This is a genomic window from Mesorhizobium sp. WSM4884, from assembly GCF_029625675.1.
Taxonomy (GTDB): domain Bacteria; phylum Pseudomonadota; class Alphaproteobacteria; order Rhizobiales; family Rhizobiaceae; genus Mesorhizobium.
In genome coordinates, this window is record NZ_JARTVO010000005.1 from 218,384 (window position 1) to 236,063 (window position 17,680).

The window sequence follows — 17,680 nt, forward strand, 5'->3', positions numbered from 1 at the left end:
TCCTTTTCTTTTGAGAGAAGCCATTTTCTGTTTGAAGCAAGCATGACCACCCACACGCTCCCGACCCACACGCCCTATGACGGGTCCTCGAAACTCTTCACCATCGGCCTGAAGCCGCTCGAGCTCGACTGCTGGATCGAGGTCGATGAATTCCTCTTGCCCTATCTCGCCGAAAAGCGGCGGCTTTACACGGAGATTCCTGAAAAGGTCTTTGTCGAGCAAGACGATACGCGCGACGCACAGCGCGAAGTGCTCGACCTCCTCGTCGCCCATCTCCGAGAAAAACACCCAGGGACTCACCACGGCACAGGCTCCGCCATCGAGGGGTTCGGCCCCGACGGAGCGATCGGCAAGCTCTCTCCCGGACTGCGCGAAGCGCCGCTCGTCCTGGCGTCCCTGCTTGTGCAGGAGGATTTGATCCTGATGCGGCGGGGCGACGACGGCTGGCGGCTCGTCGCCGGATCGCTCTGCTTTCCTTCGTCCTGGTCGCTCCGCGAAAAATTCGGCAAGCCGCTGCAGCAGATCCATGCGCCCGTGCCGGGCTTCGGCCCGGGCACGCGGCCCGCCGATTTGATAAACCGCATGTTCGACGGCCTGCAGGGCCAGGCGGTCGAACGTTTCAACTGGTCGATCCAGGCGGGCGAGGCGCTCTATCATCCGCTTTCCAACGGGGAGCGCATCGACCGCGCCACCAACCGGCCCACCCGCTTCCCCGACGGCGACATCAACGCCCACGCCTTCATCCGAGTCGAGCGGCAGACGCTGCGCAAGCTGCCGGTCTCGCGCGACATCCTCTTCACTATCCGCATCCACCTCGACCCGCTTGCGGTGCTCGACCGGCACCCTGAAAGGGCGACGCTGGCGGCCTCTTTCGCCGAACAGCTCAAGGCCCTCGACCGGGCGCAGCTCGACTACAAGGGCCTCACCGCCGATCGCGACCGGCTGGTCGCCTACCTCAACAGCATGGCCAAGGCCGCTTAACCACGTCGCCATGCGGGCTTAGTCGGCGATTGGCGGTTTTCGCTGGTTTGTGACAATGATCTGTGATTGTAGCGCCTGACCGCGGGGTGAAGAGTGCCCGGTTTTGCGCGTGTTTGAAGGAGTGTGCGAAAAAATGGCGAATGAAAACTGGCCCGTTTACGGTGAAATCACCGGCCCTGTCGTGATGATCGGCTTTGGCTCGATCGGACGGGGAACGTTGCCGCTGATCGAACGCCATTTCAAGTTCGACAAATCGCGCATGGCGGTCATCGACCCGCGCGATACCGACCGCAAGCTGCTCGACGAGCGCGGCATCACCTTCATCCACGACGCGGTGACCAGGAAGAACTACAAGAAGCTGCTGACCCCGCTTCTCACCAATGGCCGCGGCCAGGGCATGTGCGTCAACCTGTCGGTCGATACCTCCTCGCTCGAATTGATGAAGCTCTGCCGCAAGCTCGGTGTGCTCTATGTCGACACCGTGGTCGAGCCGTGGCTCGGCTTCTATTTCGACGAAACGGCCGACAACGCCTCGCGCACCAACTATGCGCTGCGCGAGAGCGTGCGCGTGGAGAAAGAAAAGGCTCCCGGCGGCACCACCGCCATCTCCTGCTGCGGCGCCAATCCCGGCATGGTCTCGTGGTTCGTCAAGCAGGCGCTGGTCAACCTCGCCACCGATCTCGGGCTCGAATTTGTGGTGCCGGCGGAGCACGACCGCGATGGCTGGGCGAAGCTGATGAAGAAGGCCGGCGTCAAGGGCATCCACATCGCCGAGCGCGACACCCAGCGCACCAAGAAGCCGAAGCCGATGGACGTGTTCTGGAACACCTGGTCGGTCGAGGGCTTCATCTCGGAAGGCATGCAGCCGGCCGAGCTCGGCTGGGGAACGCACGAGACCTGGATGCCGAAGAACGGCAAGAAGCACAAGCAGGGCTCGCAGGCGGCGATCTTCCTGGAGCAGCCCGGCGCCAACACCCGCGTGCGCTCCTGGTGCCCGACGCCCGGTCCGCAATACGGCTTCCTGGTGACGCACAACGAGGCGATCTCGATCGCCGATTTCTTCACCGTGCGCGGCAAGAAGAGCAAGGTCAACTACCGCCCGACCTGCCATTACGCCTATCACCCGTGCAACGACGCCGTGCTATCGCTGCATGAGATGTTCGGTGCGGCCGGCAAGGCGCAGCCTGTCCATCATGTGCTCGACGAGAACGAGCTGGTCGACGGCGTCGACGAGCTCGGCGTGCTGCTCTACGGCCATGACAAGAACGCCTACTGGTACGGCTCGCAGCTGTCCTTGGCCGAGGCCCGCAAGCTGGCGCCGTACCAGAACGCCACCGGCTTGCAGGTCACGTCGGCGGTGCTGGCCGGCATGGTCTGGGCGCTTGAAAATCCGATGGCCGGCATCGTCGAGGCCGACGAGATGGATTTCAGGCGCTGCCTGGAGGTGCAGATGCCCTATCTCGGGCCGGTCAGGGGCTACTACACCGACTGGACCCCGCTCGATAATCGTCCCGGCCTTTTTCCCGAGGACATGGACAAGGAAGACCCGTGGCAGTTCCGCAACATCCTGGTGCGATAGCAGCCGGACTTACCGCCGTCTCCACCTTGCAATCGCCCGGAAATCGGGCGATTGAAATGAAGCGGCCTAGAGTGAAGTGCGTCCATTCGGACGCACAAAGTACGCTCTAGCACTTTGAATGGACGCATCGTGCTTTCCGAAAATCGGAAACCGATTTTCGGGCCGATGCGAGAGGAGAGGATTTTCAAAATGACCATTGCGCGCAAATTGCTTTCGGCAGGCGCCGCGGCAAGCCTTCTGGCCGCTGCCGCCTGCACCACCACCGGACCTTCCGAACCGATCGCCGCCGCCCCCAAGGGAGTCGAGGGCAACTGGATCGACGCCAAGGGCACCGGCTTGTCGACCTTCACCGCCGGCAGCTTCACCACCGTAGCGACCGACACCGGCCAGAAGTTGTCTGAGGGCAGCTACACCATGACCGGCCCGACCTCGGTCGAGATCCACGGCACCTCGCTGATTCGTCAGACGCCGGTCAGCTTCAACTGCTTGATGGTCTCCACCAGCCAGCTCAATTGCACCAGCGCCAGCGGCCAGAATTTCGTGCTGACGCGCCGGGCCTGAGCGTAGGGCAATTCCAGGAAAGTATGTAACGGTTGAGTTCGGCGATTTCGCCGTAGCCTCCGTCCGGAATGCGTAAAAGAGCGGTTCGGCGTTTCCGTGAAACGGTGAAACGCTCTATGGAGAGATCGATCTTGTCGGGGCCGGCGGCGTGAGCCGCCGTTCTTTTTTGTGCCGGCAAAGCTCTTCCTGATTTCCGCTTGCATCGACAAAAACGCGATGTGAACATGACCCGAAGCTGACTGTTATTTTCCAGTCAAGCGAGGGCATTAAGCACTTCAGGTCAGCTTATCCGGGAGACGAAGATGAAGAAGATTGCCGCCGTTCTAGCTCTGTCTGCCTCGACGATTGGCATGTCGGCCGGAGCATCCTTTGCCGACTACACGCTGAACATCTTGCATTTCAACGACTGGCACAGCCGCATCGAAGGCAACAACAAATACGAGTCGACCTGTTCTGCCGAAGAGGAAACCAAAGGCGAGTGCATTGGCGGCGCCGGCCGGCTGGTCACCGCGATCGCCCAGGAGCGCAAGAAGCTCGAGGGTCAGAACGTGTTGCTGCTCAATGCAGGCGACAGCTTTCAGGGATCGCTGTTCTACATCACCTATAAGGGTGCCGCGGAGGAGGAATTTCTCAATGAGATCAAGCCCGACGCTGTGACGCTCGGCAATCATGAATTCGACGACGGCGAGAGCGCGCTGGTGCCTTACCTCGACAAGGCGAAGTTCCCGATCGTCAGCGCCAACGTCGTGCCCAACGATAAATCCGGCGCGGCGGGCAAGATCAAGCCGTCGATGGTCGTCGAGATCGGTGGCCAGAAGATCGGCATTGTCGGCGCCGTCACCAACGACACGCCGGAGCTTGCCTCGCCGGGTCCGAACATTGCCATCGCCGACGACGTCAAGTCGATCACGGCCGAGGTCGAGAAACTGAAGGCGCAGGGCATCAACAAGATCATCGCGGTGACCCACATCGGCTACAACCGCGAGCGCGACGTGATCGCCAAGATCCCGGGTGTCGACGTGGTGGTCGGCGGCCACAGCCACACGCTGCTGTCCAACACCGACCCCAAGGCGGCAGGCCCCTATCCGACGATGGTCGACAACCCCGACGGCTACAAGGTGCCGGTGGTGCAGGCAGCGTCCTATTCGAAATATCTCGGCGAGTTCAAGGTCGTGTTCGACGACAATGGCGTCGTCAAGGAAGCGAGCGGCGACCCGATCTTCCTCGACAAGTCGATCACTCCCGATCCAGCCGTTCTTGCCCGCATCAAGGAGCTTGGCGCGCCGATCGAGGCGCTGAAGAACAAGGAGGTCGCCGAGACGACCAAGCCGATCGACGGCAGCCGCGAGAATTGCCGCGCCCGCGAATGCGAAATGGGCAATCTCGTCTCCGACGCCGTCCTCGATCGCGTCAAGGGCCAGGGCGTCGAGATCGTCATCTCGAACGGCGGCGGCCTGCGCGCCTCGATCGACCAGGGCACCGTGACCATGGGCGAGGTACTGACCGTCCTGCCGTTCCAGAACACGCTGGCGACGTTCAAGATCTCCGGCAAGGATCTGGTCGCAGGGCTGGAAAGCGGCCTCAGCCAGATCGAGGACGGTGCCGGCCGCTTCCCGCAGGTGGCCGGGCTGAAATACTCCTTCGACAAGTCGGTCGCGCCCAATGCCGGCCGCGTCAAATCGGTCGAGGTGATGGAGAACGGCGCCTGGGCGCCGATCAACCCGGACAAGCAGTATCTCGTCGCCACCAACAACTACGTCCGCCAGGGCGGCGACGGCTACAAGGTCTTCGCCGAGAAGGCAACGGACGCCTATGACTACGGCCCGGGCCTGGAGCAGGTGGTGGCCGATTATCTCGGCGCGCACCGGCCCTACACGCCGAAGCTCGACGGCCGCATCACCGAAGTCGGAGCGACGGTAGCGGCAGCAGAGCCGGCAAAGCCTGCCGAGACAGCGCCGGCGACCGCCGAGCCCGCAATGCCGGCCTTGCCGTCCAATTCCGGCGACATAGCCGGCACGCCGCCGACGGTTTCGGCCGAAACCGCTCCGGCCACACCGACCCCGGCAGAACCGGCAAAGCCCGCCGAAACGACGACGCCGGCCCCGGCCGCAGAACCGGCCAAGCCGGCCGAGACAGCGCCCGCCGAAGCCAAGCCTACCGGGACCGGCCCAGAAACCAGCCACGTGATCGCCGCCGGCGACACCTACTGGGATTTGGCCAAGAAAAATTATGGCGACGGCGCCAAATGGAAGCTGATCTCCGAGGCCAACAAGGACTACAGGCCGCGTCGCCTGCCGCTCGGCGCGACGCTGACCATCCCGCCGGCCGCGAAGTAAGCCCTCGGGCATTCATGGCACCCGCCCAGGAAACCGGGCGGGTGTTCCGTTTTCAAGCTGGAACGCGGTAAGGTGCGGCCAGACGCAGCATTGAAAACCGGCGCGGCGTCGCTAGTTTCGCGGGCGCTCAACGCAATTCCAAGAGAGTTTGCACGGTTTTCCGTCTGGAATTGCGCAAAAACAAATAGCTGGAGCAGTTCAGCGTTCCGTGAAACGCTGAACTGCTCCAGCCCTTCGGTGCCCGGAGACGGTTGATGACGCTTGCCAGCCCTGCCGATGCGAAAGCCGCCGATCCGGCGCTGGCGGGCGCCGCGCCGACGAAATCGGGCAAGATCGGCATCATGCTGATCAATCTAGGCACGCCGGATGGGACCGAATTCAAGCCAATGTGGCGCTATCTCAGGGAATTCCTCTCCGATCCGCGCGTCATCGAGCTCAACAAGGCGATCTGGTATCCGATCCTCTACGGGCTGGTTCTCACCACTCGGCCGAAAAAGTCGGGCGCCAATTACGCCCGGATCTGGAACACCGAAAAGAACGAGTCGCCGCTGCGCACCTTCACCCGCTCGCAGGCCGAGAAGCTTAGCGGCGCGCTTGGTGACTTGCCCAACGTCGTGGTCGACTGGGCGATGCGCTATGGCAATCCCTCGACGGCGGACGTCGCCCAACGGCTGGTCGAGCAAGGCTGCGAGCGCATCCTCACCTTTCCGATCTATCCGCAATATTCGGCGACGACGACGGCAACCGCCAATGACCAGCTGTTCCGCGCGCTGATGAGGATCAGGCATGCGCCGGCGATCCGCAGCGTGCCGCCCTATTATGACGAGCCGGTCTATATCGAGGCGCTCGCCCGTTCGATCGAGAAGCATCTGGCGACGCTCGACTTCGTGCCGGAGGTGGTCATCACCTCCTACCATGGCATCCCAAAACCCTATTCCGACAAGGGCGATCCCTATCGCGCGCATTGTCTGGAGACGACCCGGTTGCTGCGGGCGAGGCTCGGCTGGGACGAGAAGAAGCTCATCACCACCTTCCAATCGCGCTTCGGCGCGCAGGAATGGCTGCAGCCCTACACCGACGTCACCGTCGAGAAGCTGGCGAAGGACGGCGTCAAGTCGATCGCTGTCGTCAATCCCGGCTTCTCCGTCGACTGCATCGAGACGTTGGACGAGATCGGCCGCGAGGCGGCCGAGACCTTCCACCATGCCGGCGGCAAGGACTTCACTCATATCCCCTGCCTCAACGACAGCACCGAGGGCATGGCGGTGATCGAAGCGCTCGTGCGGCGCGAGCTGTCCGGCTGGGTGTGACGGTCTTCACCGACAGACCTTGAATCCGGTGCGCAAAAGCCTCCGCTAACTGTTTGATCCCAGGCTTTGATGGGGCATCCTTGTCCTCCGAATCAAAGGATGCGCTATGGGCCAGGTTCTTCACGGGAGCGCCACGACGACAGAGGCGGTCCGTCGAGCGATACAGCATAGTCAAGAGAGCTTGAGGGCGCTGGCCAAGCGCTACGGGATCAACCAGAAGACGGTCGGCAAATGGAAGAATCGGACCTCGGTCGCTGATTTGCCGACCGGCCCAAAAGAGCCGAGGTCGACGGTTCTTTCCGTCGAGGAAGAGGCAGTCATCGTTGCCTTTCGGCGCTATACGTTGCTGCCACTCGACGACTGCCTCTATGCGCTGCAACCGACGATCCCGCATCTGACGCGGTCTTCATTGCATCGCTGCCTGCAGCGCCATGGCATCAGCCGCCTGCCGGATGTCGAAGGCGACAGGCCGGCGAAGAAGAAGTTCAAGACCTATCCGATCGGCTTCTTTCACCTCGACGTGGCCGAGGTGCGCACCGAGCAGGGCAAGCTGCACATGTTCGTTGCCATCGACCGCACTTCGAAGTTCGCCTTCGTCGAGTTGCATGAGAAGGCCACCACCGCCGTCTCGAGAGACTTCCTGCTGCGGCTGATCAAAGCCGTCCCCTACAAGATTCATACCGTGCTCACCGACAACGGCATCCAGTTCACCACACCCGGCGCCGGAGGCTCGGCCGTGCCGCTGATCAAGGAAGCCATCGCCAACGGCGAACGTTTCTGGGCGCATGCCTTCGAATATGCCTGCGCCACCAACGACATTGAGCACCGCACGACCAAGGCCAAGCACCCATGGACCAACGGCCAGGTCGAGAGGATGAACCGGACCATCAAGGACGCCACGGTCAAGCGCTTCTACTACGAGAGCCACGACCAGCTCCGCCAGCATCTCGCCGACTTCGTCGCCGCCTACAACTTCGCTCGCAGGGCTCAAGACCCTCAAAGGTCTTACGCCCTACGAGTCCATCTGCAAGGCATGGGCCTCCCAGCCCGAACGCTTCTGGCTCAATCCGCTCCAGCAAATGCCGGGACTAAACAGCTAACCAATATTCATGATCACCTGATTGTAACGTTACGGAAACACACTTAAGTGATTTCGTGAGGTCGCCGCCTTTTGAGGGAGAAACGAAATGGGCTTCAGCGGTTTCGATATTGCCATCATTGTTCTTGTCCTTCTCGTCGTCATCCTTCTTTTCAAGGGCATCAAAACGGTGCCGCAAGGTTACAACTACACGGTGGAGCGTTTCGGGCGGTACACCAAGACGCTGACGCCCGGCCTCAACATCATCAACCCGATATTCGAGCGCGTCGGCGCCAAGATGAACATGATGGAGCAGGTGCTCGACGTCCCGACGCAGGAGATCATCACCCGCGACAACGCCATCGTCGGCGTCGATGGCGTCGCCTTCTACCAGGTGCTGAACGCCGCGCAGGCCGCTTACCAAGTGGCCGGGCTGCAGAACGCCATCCTCAACCTCACCATGACCAACATCCGCACTGTCATGGGTTCGATGGACCTCGACGAACTGCTGTCCAACCGCGACGCCATCAACGAGCGCCTGCTGCGTGTCGTCGACGAGGCGGCGCATCCGTGGGGCATCAAGATCACCCGCGTCGAGATCAAGGACATCAACCCGCCGGCCAATCTGGTGGAGTCGATGGGTCGCCAGATGATGGCCGAGCGCGACAAGCGCGCCCAGATCCTCGCGGCCGAAGGCTTGAAGCAGTCGCAGATCCTCGAGGCCGAGGGCCGCAGGGAGGCCGCCTTCCGCGACGCCGAGGCGCGCGAGCGCTCGGCCGAGGCCGAGGCCAAGGCGACGCAGGTGGTGTCGGAAGCCATCGCCAAGGGCGACGTGCAGGCCATCAACTACTTCGTCGCGCAGAAATACACCGAGGCGCTGGCCAAGATCGGCTCGTCCAGCAACAACAAGATCGTGCTGATGCCGTTCGAAGCCTCGTCGCTGATCGGTTCTCTGGGCGGCATCGGCGAGATCGCCCGCGAGGTCTTCAAGGGCGACGGCGCTTCCGGCACGCAGCGGCAGGTCTCGCGCCCGCCGGTCGTGCGGCCAAGCGACAACTGATGTGACGCTGTCTGGTTGGAGAGAACGTCAATGATCGACCGCATCGTTTCGGAGCTCGGCCCCTGGAACTGGATGGTTCTCGGCTTCGTGCTCCTGGTGATGGAAATCGTGGCGCCTGGCGTGTTCATGCTCTGGATCGGCCTCGCGGCGCTGATCGTCGGCGCGATCTCGCTGCTCATCGGCTATGCCGCCATCTGGCCGTGGCAGGCCGAATTGAACGGCGCCATTTGGACGTGGCAGGTTCAGGTTCTGGCCTTCCTCGTCTTGTCTGTGATCTCGGCCTTCGTCGGCAAGAGGCTGACGGCAGCGCGCGCCGGCGAGGTCGATCAGCCGCTGCTCAACCGCCGCGGCGCGCAGATGGTCGGCCGCACGGCAACGCTGGCCGAACCGATCCAGAACGGCCGCGGCCGCATCAGGCTGGGGGACACGCTGTGGCGCGTTTCCGGCCCGGACCTGCCAGCGGGCGCGCAAGTGCGCGTCACCGGCGCAGCGGATACCGATCTGGAGCTGACCGTCGAAGCTATCTGACCAAAAAGCGCAGAAAGCCGCCATTTGCAGGCCGGCCTAAGCGGCGCCGATGCGCAAAAGATCGTGGAAGTGAACCACGCCCACCGGCATGTCGTTCTTGATCACCACCAACGCGCCGATATTGTGCTCGTTGAGCATGGCGATCGCCGTGCCCGCAAGCGTCTGAGGATCGATCGTCTTGGGGATGCGGGTCATGACCTCGTCGACGGTGACGTTGGCCAGATTGCGGTGCAGGTTGCGCGCGACGTCGCCGTCGGTGACGATCCCGACCAGTTTGCCGTTCGTATCGACGATGCAGACGCAACCGACTTTCTTCTGTGACAGCGTCATCACCGCTTCCGGCATCTTGGTGCCGAGAAGGGCAAGCGGAACCTGATCGCCGGTCCTCATGATCTCTGACACCAAGGTCAGATTGGCGCCAAGCTGCCCGCCCGGGTGCAAGGTCCGGAAGTGATCCGGCGTGAAGCCGCGTGCCTCGAGCAGCGCAATCGCCAGCGCATCGCCCATGACCAGTTGGAGAAGCGTCGATGTCGTCGGTGCCAGCCCGTGCGGGCAAGCCTCGGGCACGACCGGCAGGAGCAGCATCACGTCCGCGGCCCGTGCCAGCGCCGAATTCTCGCCGGAGGTGATGGCTATCAGCGGGATCGAAAAGCGCCTGGAATAGGCGACGATGCCCATCAGTTCCTTGCTTTCGCCGGACCAGGACATGGCGATGATGGCGTCATCCTTGGCGATCATGCCGAGATCGCCATGATTGGCCTCGGCCGGATGGACGAAGAAGGCAGGCGTGCCGGTAGAAGCGAGCGTGGCGGCGATCTTGGAGCCGATATGGCCGCTCTTGCCGACGCCGGTGACGATGACGCGGCCTTCGATCCGCGAGATGATGTCCACCGCGGCCCCGAACGGCTCGGCCAGGCCGTTGCCGAGCGCAGCGGCAAGCGCCGCGACGCCGGCTTGCTCCGTCGCCACCGTTCTCAGCGCCGATTCGATCGCAGCCTGCCTGTCCGGCTGCTTTCTTCCTGGGGACCCCGCATGCATGGCAGAAGCCATTAGCGCCATGTCGCCCGCCTGTCCAACGGAATTCCCGTTCCGCGTGCGTCGCGGGCGGTGGAACCAGCCCGTTTCAACCCTCCGTTAACCATCCGCATTTACGGTCCGGTAAGTATGGCGCGCCTGCGCCGCGCATGCAGTGGTGACGATGTCGGGGCCCCAGCCTGAAACGAGAAGAGGTCGAAAGGGCATAGCCGTCAGCACGCTGCTGGTGGCGGCGAGCGTACTTGCCTTGCTGCGCCCGGCGCCGGTCTTCGCGCAGGAAACCGAGCTGCGCGGCGAGGTGTCGGAATCGGCGATTCTGGTCGACCAGCAACGCAAAGCGAGACAGTTGCGCGCGCAGGGATCGCCGGAGCAGGCGGCTCCGGTAGCTCAGACGGCCGAGGGCCAGACACCTGCTAACCCATATGAGCCGGCAAGCCCAGGCGCGGTGCCCGACGGCGACCAGACAGCGGGCGCGACGGGGAGCATCTTCGACCAGCCGCAGGCCATCGACGACCCTTTCGCCGACAATTTGACCGCGGCCCGGCCGCGCCGGCCTTCGACCGCCAGGCAGCGCGCAGCCGATGCCGGCACGAAAGGCGACACCAAGGCTGCCGACAAGAAAAAGGCGAAGAAGAAACCCGGCCAAGCCACCGACAGCATGGCCAAGACCTCCGCTGCCGACGATCGGGCCGATACCGCGGCCACCGAGGATGTCGACACGAACCGCCGCGCCCTCACCATCGACAGCGTCGACCGGCAGAAGCTCGATCCCGGCGCTGAGCGCACCGGATCGATCGAAGGCCAGAAGATGAAGCCGGAGGATGACCCCTTCGCCGCCCCCGGCATCAAGCTCGGAACCTTTGTCTTCCGGCCGACGCTGGAGCAAGGCTTCACCGCGACGTCCAATGCCGACGGCAGCAGCGGCGGCAGGCCGGCGGTGCTGTCGGAGACGGCACTGCGTTTCTCCGCCACCTCGGACTGGCGCGAGAATTCGGCCGTCATCGACGGCTACGGCATCTTCCGCAACACGCTTTCGGGCCAGAAGATCAATGACGCGCAGGGCCGGATCGAGGGCCAGCTCAATGTCGACCTCGACAACGAGCTGCGCGCCATCGCCAAGCTCGGCTATGAAGCGGTGCCGGAATCGGCATCTTCGCCCGATGCGATTGCCGGTGTCACCTCGCAGCCGCTGCGGCAGACCGTGGACGGCAGCCTCGGCATCGAGAAGGATGTCGGCAAGATGCGCTACGCGCTGACCGGCGCGGTCACGCACGACTTCTACGGCGACGCCAAACTCTCGGACGGCACCGTCCTGTCGCAGAAGGATCGCGACTCCACGCTCTATTCGGCGACCTTGCGCACCGGCTATCAGGTCTCGCCGGCCCTCACGCCCTTCGTCGAGGCGGAGGCTGGCCGGCGGATCTATGATCTGCGCCTCGACAGCAACGGTTTCGAGCGCTCCTCGACGCGGCTCGGCGCCCGCGCCGGCCTCGAGCTCGACATGGATGACAAGCTGTCCGGCGAATTTTCCGTCGGATGGCTGCGCGAAGCCATCGATGACGATCGTCTGCCGGCCAATGCTGGCCCATACGTCAATGCCGATCTCAAATGGTCGCCCGAGCGCGGCACCATTATCGGCCTCACCGGAAGGACCACGATCGAGAGCACGACCGCGGCAAACGAGAGCGGCGATGTCCTCTACTCGAGCCGCCTTACCGGCGAGCGGCAGGTCCGCGCCAATCTGACGGCGAACTCGTCGCTTGGCCTCGACTGGCGCGATTACACCGGCTCCGACGGCCATGACCTGATCTTGAGCGCCGAGGCGGGTCTGACTTGGTGGCTGAACCGCTATGCCGGCCTCACCACACGGGTGAGGACGGAAAAGCTGACCAGCAACCTGCCCGGCCGCGACTACGTCGCCAACAGCGTCTATCTCGGCCTGAAGGTGCAGCGCTGAAGGCTGTGCGGCTGAGGGTGTAGCCTAAAACGCCGCGCCGCGCCGCTCCGCCGGCCGCACTTCATCCAGCAGGGTGCGGATGACGCCGGCCATGCTCTCGTTCATATCGTTGCGCCAGAGCGCGAAGGCGACGTTGGCCTCGACGAAGCCTTCCGGCGAGCCGCAGTCGAAGGTGCGTCCCTTGTAATGATAGCCGTAGAAGGGCTGCTGCTTCTCCAGCTTCAGCATCGCATCCGTCAGCTGGATCTCGTTGCCTGCGCCGCGCTCCTGGCTTTCGAGGATGCCGAAAATCTCCGGCTGCAGGATGTAGCGCCCGTTGATGAAGAGATTGGAGGGCGCGGTGCCCGGCTTCGGCTTCTCCACCATGCCCGTGATGCGGAAGCCGTGATGGGTGTCCTCGCCACGGCCGACGATGCCGTATTTGTGCGCCTCGGCCGGATCGCATTCCTGCACCGCGATGATGTTGTTGCCGGTCTCGGCGTAAAGCTCGACCATATCCTTCATGCAGCTTTTCTCCGACTGCATGATCATGTCCGGCAACAGTAGCGCGAACGGTTCGTTGCCGACAAGCTCGCGCGCGCACCAGACGGCATGGCCAAGCCCCATCGGCACTTGCTGGCGCGTGAAGCTGGTCTGGCCGGGTGCCGGCTGGAGGCGTTGCAGGCGGGCGAGTTGGTCGTCCTTGCCGCGCTGCGCCAGCGTGTCGTAGAGCTCGAACTGGACGTCGAAGTGATCCTCGATGACCGCCTTGTTGCGCCCGGTCACGAAGATGAAATGCTCGATACCGGCCTCGCGCGCCTCGTCGACCACATACTGGATGACCGGCCGGTCGACGACGGTCAGCATCTCCTTCGGAATGGCTTTGGTGGCCGGAAGGAACCGCGTACCGAGGCCGGCGACCGGGAAAACTGCCTTGCGAACTCGCTTCATGCTCGACCCCATCCGTTTTGAGCCCATTATCCGCTCGGCGAGGTGCTCCGCAATCCCCCCTGACATTTTCACGCCGGAATGTTGAATTACCGAACGGCCAAGTCGAATGTGCAAGCTTAAAGCTGCGACCTCTCTTTTCATTCGTAGCAGCACCTATGGTAAACTAAATACTAACCCGGTTCGGCGTTGAATGATCCTTCCTGATTTGACGAAGGAGGAAAAGATGTCCGTTCGCAACACCGCAAGGCGCCTGACGGCAATGGTGACGGCCGCCGGCCTGACGCTTGCCCTGCTGATGCCTGCCGGACCCGCTTTCGCCGATGCGGGGTTCCGCCAGTGGGTCGCGGGCTTTCGCGCGACTGCGGTTTCGGGCGGCGTTTCGGGTGCTGTCTATGACCAGGCCATGAGAGGCATCGAGCCTGACCCGGTCGTGCTGGAAAAGGCCCGCACCCAGCCGGAATTCACCGCTCCCGCCTGGGATTATTTCGACAACCGCGTGCATGACCAGTCAGTGGCCAACGGTCAGGCAATGGCGCGCAAATGGAAGCCGTGGCTGGATCGCATCGAGGCGCGGTTCGGTGTCGACCGCAACATCCTTCTCGCCATCTGGTCAATGGAATCGAACTATGGCGAGACCCTCAAGCGCGACGACATCATGCGCAATGTCATTCGTTCGCTGGCGACCCTTGCCTATGGCGACCCGAAGCGGTCGAAATATGCCCGCACCCAGCTGATCGCCGCGCTGAAGATCCTGCAGACCGGCGACATCGATGAAAGTCATCTGATGGGTTCCTGGGCGGGCGCGATGGGCCAGACCCAGTTCATCCCGACCAGCTACCAGCGCTACGCGGTCGACATGGACGGCAACGGCCGGCGCGACATCTGGAACTCGATCCCAGACGCGCTGGCGACCTCCGCCAATCTCTTAAAGAAGAACGGCTGGCAGGCCGGCAAGACCTGGGGCTATGAGGTCACCATTCCGGCCGGCAAGCTGCCCGCCGGATCGAAGACGCTGGCGCAATGGCAGGCGCTCGGCGTCGTTAGGGCCAATGGCAAGCCGTTCCGGAACCTGACCGACAAGGCGACTTTGAAGGTACCGGACGGAAGAGGCGGACCGTCTTTCCTGATGATCAGGAATTTTTCGGTCATCAAGGCCTACAACAATGCCGACAAATACGCTTTGGCCGTCGGCCTTCTCGCCGACGAGATCGCCGGCGGCACAGGCCTTGTGCAGGATTGGCAGCGGCCCTTCACCAAGCTCACCTTCGAGCAACGCCAGGAATTGCAGAAGCGGCTTTCCGAGCACGGCTATTATGACGGCAAGTTCGACGGCAAGATCGGCGACGGATCGAAAGCCGCCATCATGGCTTACCAGGCAAAGGTCGGCTTGACACAGGATGGCTATCCGAGCTTGGAAGTGCTGAAATGGCTCCGCAAGCAGTAGAGCCGCCCGTGGCGTCAAGCATCCTTTGAAATACCGCAAGGGATGCTGCAGCGCTTCGGCTTGCGCATGACTTTCCCGCATTTTGCATGGTCATGCGCCAAGGGAAGGAGAAGCGATTGGTTTCGGTTGCGCGCATCTGGCTGATCGTTCGCCGCCTGCCGATCCTCGTCCTGGCCGTGGCCGTGCTTGCCGTCGCCGGCTCCAGCGCCTTCCATTCTCCTGCTTTCGCACAGGAGGAAAGCCGCGGCTGGTCGCTGCGCGACCTGCTGTTCCCGCGCCGCAGCGAACGCGTCGAGCCACCGGCCGACATCCAGCAGGCAAGGCCGAAACCAAAGAAGAAACCCAAGCCGCGCCCGCCGGCCGAACCGGAGACGCCGATCGTCGAAAAGACGCCGGATGCCCGCGTCGTGCTGGTGGTCGGCGATTTCCTGGCGAGCGGGCTGGCCGAGGGCCTCGACACCGCCTTTGCCGACAATCCGGCCGTCCGGATCGTTTCGCGCAGCAACGGCTCGTCCGGCTTCGTCCGCGACGATTTCTACAATTGGCCAGCCGAGATCAAGTCGCTCATCGAGACGGAGAAACCGTCCGTGGTGGTGGTCATGCTCGGCTCCAACGACCGCCAGCAGATGCGTGTCGGCGACGTGCGCGAGCAGCCGCGCTCCGAGAACTGGACCAAGGAATACGAGCGCCGCACCGATGCGCTGAGCAAGGCCATTCAAGATAGCAAGGTGCCGTTCCTTTGGGTCGGCATGCCGGCGTTCCGGGTGGCGAAGATGACCTCGGACATGCTGGCCTTCAACGACATCTATCATTCGGCCGCCCAGGCTCATGGCGGCGAGTTCGTCGATGTCTGGGACGGCTTCGTCGATGAGAACGGCGCCTTCGTCACCTCCGGCCCCGACATCAACGGCCAACCGGTACGCCTGCGCTCCGACGACGGCATCAACGTCACCAAGGCCGGCAAGCGCAAGCTTGCCTTCTATACCGAAAAGCCGCTGGCGAAGATCCTCGGACTGGCGGCGCCGGGAAGCGTCACGACGGTTTCCCCGCCGGCCGGCGCCCCGGTCGAGGCGTCGAAGCCCGCCGCAACTCCGGTCATCGTCGACCGTACGCCACCGATGCTGCTCAGCGATCCGGCGCTCGACGGCGGCACGGAACTTCTAGGTGCCGCTCCGCCTGCCAAGGCAGATCCGAACCTGCCTGGTGAAAAGCTGACCGTCGAGGGCAAGGCGCCGGCCGCTTCGCCTGGCCGCGCCGACGATTTTTCCTGGCCGCCGAAACCGGCGGCCGCGGCCGCCGCCTCCGACACGACGACCGCAATCAACCGTTAACGAGGCAACACCGTCGACCCCATCAGCGCTTCGTCGATCGAGCGCGCCGCCTGGCGGCCTTCGCGGATTGCCCACACCACCAGCGACTGGCCGCGGCGCACGTCGCCCGCTGCGTAGAGCTTGTCGATGCTGGTCCTGTAGTCGTGGTCGTTGGCCTCGACATTCTTCGAGCGGCGGCTGTCGGTGACGGTCCTTATCTCGCCGTCGAGCTCCCTCATCACGCTGTCGCTCGCGGGCCCGGCAAAGCCGATGGCGATGAAAGCGAGATCGGCGCGGATGACGAATTCGGTACCGGCGATCGGCTTGCGCTTTTCGTCGACCTCGCAGCAGCGGACGCCGGTCAGCTGGCCGTCCTCGCCGATGAACTCGAGCGTCGCCACCTGGAATTCGCGCTCCGCGCCCTCGGCCTGCGAGGAGGACGTACGCATCTTGGTCGCCCAGTAGGGCCAGACGGCAAGCTTGTCCTCCTTCTCCGGCGGCTGCGGGCGGATGTCGAGCTGCGTCACGCGCACCGCCCCTTGCCGGAAGGCGGTGCCGATACAGTCGGACGCGGTATCGCCGCCGCCGACCACCACGACATGCTGGCCGCCTGCGATGATCGGATGCGAGGGCCAGGCCACCGACTGGATCGGCTCGCCGCCGACGCGGCGGTTCTGCTGAACCAGATAGGGCATCGCATCGTAGACGCCGCTGAGATCGTCGCCAGGGATGTTGGCGGGGCGCGGCGTTTCCGAGCCGCCGCAATAGAGCACGGCGTCGTGCTCGGCGAGGAGCTCGGCAACCGGCTTGTCGACGCCGACATTGACGCCGCAATGGAAGGTCACGCCCTCGCCCTGCATCTGCTCGATGCGGCGGTCGATGTAATGCTTCTCGATCTTGAAGTCGGGAATGCCGTAGCGCATCAATCCGCCCGGCCGGCTCTCGCGCTCATAGACATGCACGTCGTGGCCGGCACGGCCGAGCTGTTGCGCCGCCGACATGCCCGCCGGCCCGGAACCGATGATGGCGACCCGCTTGCCGGTCTTCTTCTCCGGCGGATAGGGCCGGATGTGGCCGGTCTCGTAAGCCTTGTCAGCGATCGCCTGCTCGACGGTCTTGATGGCGACCGGAATGTCCTCGAGGTTCAGCGTGCAGGCTTCCTCGCAGGGCGCCGGGCAGATGCGACCGGTGAACTCCGGGAAATTGTTGGTCGAATGCAGGTTGCGGATCGCGCTGTCCCAGTCGCCATTATAGACGAGGTCGTTCCAGTCCGGGATCTGGTTGTGGATCGGGCAGCCGGTCGGCCCGTGGCAGAACGGGATACCGCAATCCATGCAGCGCGCGGCCTGTTTCTCGACCTCCTTGTCCGACATCGGCAGCGTGAATTCGCGAAAATGCCGGATGCGGTCCGAGGCAGGCTGGTACTTGTGCACCTGCCGGTCGATCTCGAGAAACCCTGTTACCTTGCCCATAGTCCAGTCCCTGCTGTCCGAAGGCGCGCTCGAAAGCCTAGCTTGTCGGCGCACCCGTTAACCTCATAAGGCCGCCATGGCAACCTTCGTTCCGAGGTC

At 63.5% G+C, this 17,680-nt stretch carries 13 protein-coding genes and 1 pseudogene; 11 read left to right on the plus strand and 3 right to left on the minus strand.

Annotation, left to right across the window (positions count from 1 at the left end):
- Positions 1-42: 42 nt before the first annotated feature.
- From P9236_RS10465 to P9236_RS10500, 8 genes and pseudogenes are all read left to right on the plus strand, one after another.
- Positions 43-981: a DUF3445 domain-containing protein gene (locus P9236_RS10465; RefSeq protein ID WP_278074540.1), complete on the plus strand. Its 939-nt coding sequence runs from the start codon at positions 43-45 to the stop codon at positions 979-981.
- Positions 982-1,114: 133 nt separating this feature from the next.
- Complete coding sequence (locus P9236_RS10470; RefSeq protein ID WP_278074541.1) at positions 1,115-2,560, plus strand: homospermidine synthase; 1,446 nt, start codon at positions 1,115-1,117, stop codon at positions 2,558-2,560.
- Positions 2,561-2,749: 189 nt separating this feature from the next.
- Complete coding sequence (locus P9236_RS10475) at positions 2,750-3,121, plus strand: hypothetical protein (protein ID WP_278074542.1); 372 nt, start codon at positions 2,750-2,752, stop codon at positions 3,119-3,121.
- Between the two features lie 302 nt (positions 3,122-3,423).
- Positions 3,424-5,457 carry a 5'-nucleotidase C-terminal domain-containing protein gene (locus tag P9236_RS10480; RefSeq protein WP_278074543.1) on the plus strand — a complete coding sequence of 678 codons (2,034 nt, stop codon included), beginning with the start codon at positions 3,424-3,426 and terminating at the stop codon, positions 5,455-5,457.
- 254 nt (positions 5,458-5,711) lie between these two features.
- Complete coding sequence (gene hemH, locus P9236_RS10485; protein WP_278074544.1) at positions 5,712-6,767, plus strand: ferrochelatase; 1,056 nt, start codon at positions 5,712-5,714, stop codon at positions 6,765-6,767.
- Between the two features lie 106 nt (positions 6,768-6,873).
- Positions 6,874-7,867: pseudogene (locus tag P9236_RS10490) on the plus strand (IS481 family transposase).
- A gap of 87 nt (positions 7,868-7,954) precedes the next feature.
- The gene (locus P9236_RS10495; RefSeq protein WP_278074545.1) at positions 7,955-8,905 is read left to right on the plus strand and encodes an SPFH domain-containing protein; all 951 of its coding nucleotides are present in this window, start codon (positions 7,955-7,957) and stop codon (positions 8,903-8,905) included.
- Between the two features lie 30 nt (positions 8,906-8,935).
- The gene (locus P9236_RS10500) at positions 8,936-9,433 is read left to right on the plus strand and encodes an NfeD family protein (RefSeq protein WP_278074546.1); all 498 of its coding nucleotides are present in this window, start codon (positions 8,936-8,938) and stop codon (positions 9,431-9,433) included.
- A 36-nt stretch (positions 9,434-9,469) separates the two neighbouring features.
- On the opposite strand, the gene P9236_RS10505 is transcribed toward P9236_RS10500, so the two are convergent.
- Positions 9,470-10,471, minus strand: a complete 1,002-nt coding sequence (locus P9236_RS10505; protein ID WP_278074547.1) for a KpsF/GutQ family sugar-phosphate isomerase — start codon at positions 10,469-10,471, stop codon at positions 9,470-9,472.
- Between the two features lie 160 nt (positions 10,472-10,631).
- On the opposite strand from P9236_RS10505, the gene P9236_RS10510 reads away from it, so the two are divergent.
- Positions 10,632-12,425 (plus strand): outer membrane beta-barrel protein, encoded by a 1,794-nt coding sequence (locus P9236_RS10510; RefSeq protein WP_278074548.1) that lies wholly within the window; start codon positions 10,632-10,634, stop codon positions 12,423-12,425.
- A 24-nt stretch (positions 12,426-12,449) separates the two neighbouring features.
- On the opposite strand, the gene galU is transcribed toward P9236_RS10510, so the two are convergent.
- Positions 12,450-13,355 carry a UTP--glucose-1-phosphate uridylyltransferase GalU gene (gene galU, locus P9236_RS10515; RefSeq protein WP_278074549.1) on the minus strand — a complete coding sequence of 302 codons (906 nt, stop codon included), beginning with the start codon at positions 13,353-13,355 and terminating at the stop codon, positions 12,450-12,452.
- Positions 13,356-13,578: 223 nt separating this feature from the next.
- Between galU and P9236_RS10520 the strand changes: the two genes are divergently transcribed.
- Entirely contained in the window at positions 13,579-14,799 is a 1,221-nt protein-coding gene (locus tag P9236_RS10520) for a lytic murein transglycosylase (RefSeq protein ID WP_278074550.1), read from the plus strand.
- Between the two features lie 116 nt (positions 14,800-14,915).
- On the plus strand, positions 14,916-16,130 hold the full coding sequence (locus tag P9236_RS10525; RefSeq protein ID WP_278074551.1) for a DUF459 domain-containing protein: 1,215 nt from the start codon (positions 14,916-14,918) through the stop codon (positions 16,128-16,130).
- On the opposite strand, the gene P9236_RS10530 is transcribed toward P9236_RS10525, so the two are convergent.
- Positions 16,127-17,581 (minus strand): glutamate synthase subunit beta, encoded by a 1,455-nt coding sequence (locus P9236_RS10530; RefSeq protein WP_278074552.1) that lies wholly within the window; start codon positions 17,579-17,581, stop codon positions 16,127-16,129. The two genes, P9236_RS10525 and P9236_RS10530, sit on opposite strands and share 4 nt — an antisense overlap.
- Positions 17,582-17,680: the final 99 nt, after the last annotated feature.

Coding starts and splice junctions, on each gene's coding strand:
- P9236_RS10465 (WP_278074540.1), top strand. CDS start 43: ATGACCACCCACACGCTCCCGACCCACACGCCCTATGACGGGTCCTCG.
- P9236_RS10470 (WP_278074541.1), top strand. CDS start 1,115: ATGGCGAATGAAAACTGGCCCGTTTACGGTGAAATCACCGGCCCTGTC.
- P9236_RS10475 (WP_278074542.1), top strand. CDS start 2,750: ATGACCATTGCGCGCAAATTGCTTTCGGCAGGCGCCGCGGCAAGCCTT.
- P9236_RS10480 (WP_278074543.1), top strand. CDS start 3,424: ATGAAGAAGATTGCCGCCGTTCTAGCTCTGTCTGCCTCGACGATTGGC.
- hemH (WP_278074544.1), top strand. CDS start 5,712: ATGACGCTTGCCAGCCCTGCCGATGCGAAAGCCGCCGATCCGGCGCTG.
- P9236_RS10495 (WP_278074545.1), top strand. CDS start 7,955: ATGGGCTTCAGCGGTTTCGATATTGCCATCATTGTTCTTGTCCTTCTC.
- P9236_RS10500 (WP_278074546.1), top strand. CDS start 8,936: ATGATCGACCGCATCGTTTCGGAGCTCGGCCCCTGGAACTGGATGGTT.
- P9236_RS10505 (WP_278074547.1), bottom strand. CDS start 10,471: ATGCATGCGGGGTCCCCAGGAAGAAAGCAGCCGGACAGGCAGGCTGCG.
- P9236_RS10510 (WP_278074548.1), top strand. CDS start 10,632: ATGTCGGGGCCCCAGCCTGAAACGAGAAGAGGTCGAAAGGGCATAGCC.
- galU (WP_278074549.1), bottom strand. CDS start 13,355: ATGAAGCGAGTTCGCAAGGCAGTTTTCCCGGTCGCCGGCCTCGGTACG.
- P9236_RS10520 (WP_278074550.1), top strand. CDS start 13,579: ATGTCCGTTCGCAACACCGCAAGGCGCCTGACGGCAATGGTGACGGCC.
- P9236_RS10530 (WP_278074552.1), bottom strand. CDS start 17,581: ATGGGCAAGGTAACAGGGTTTCTCGAGATCGACCGGCAGGTGCACAAG.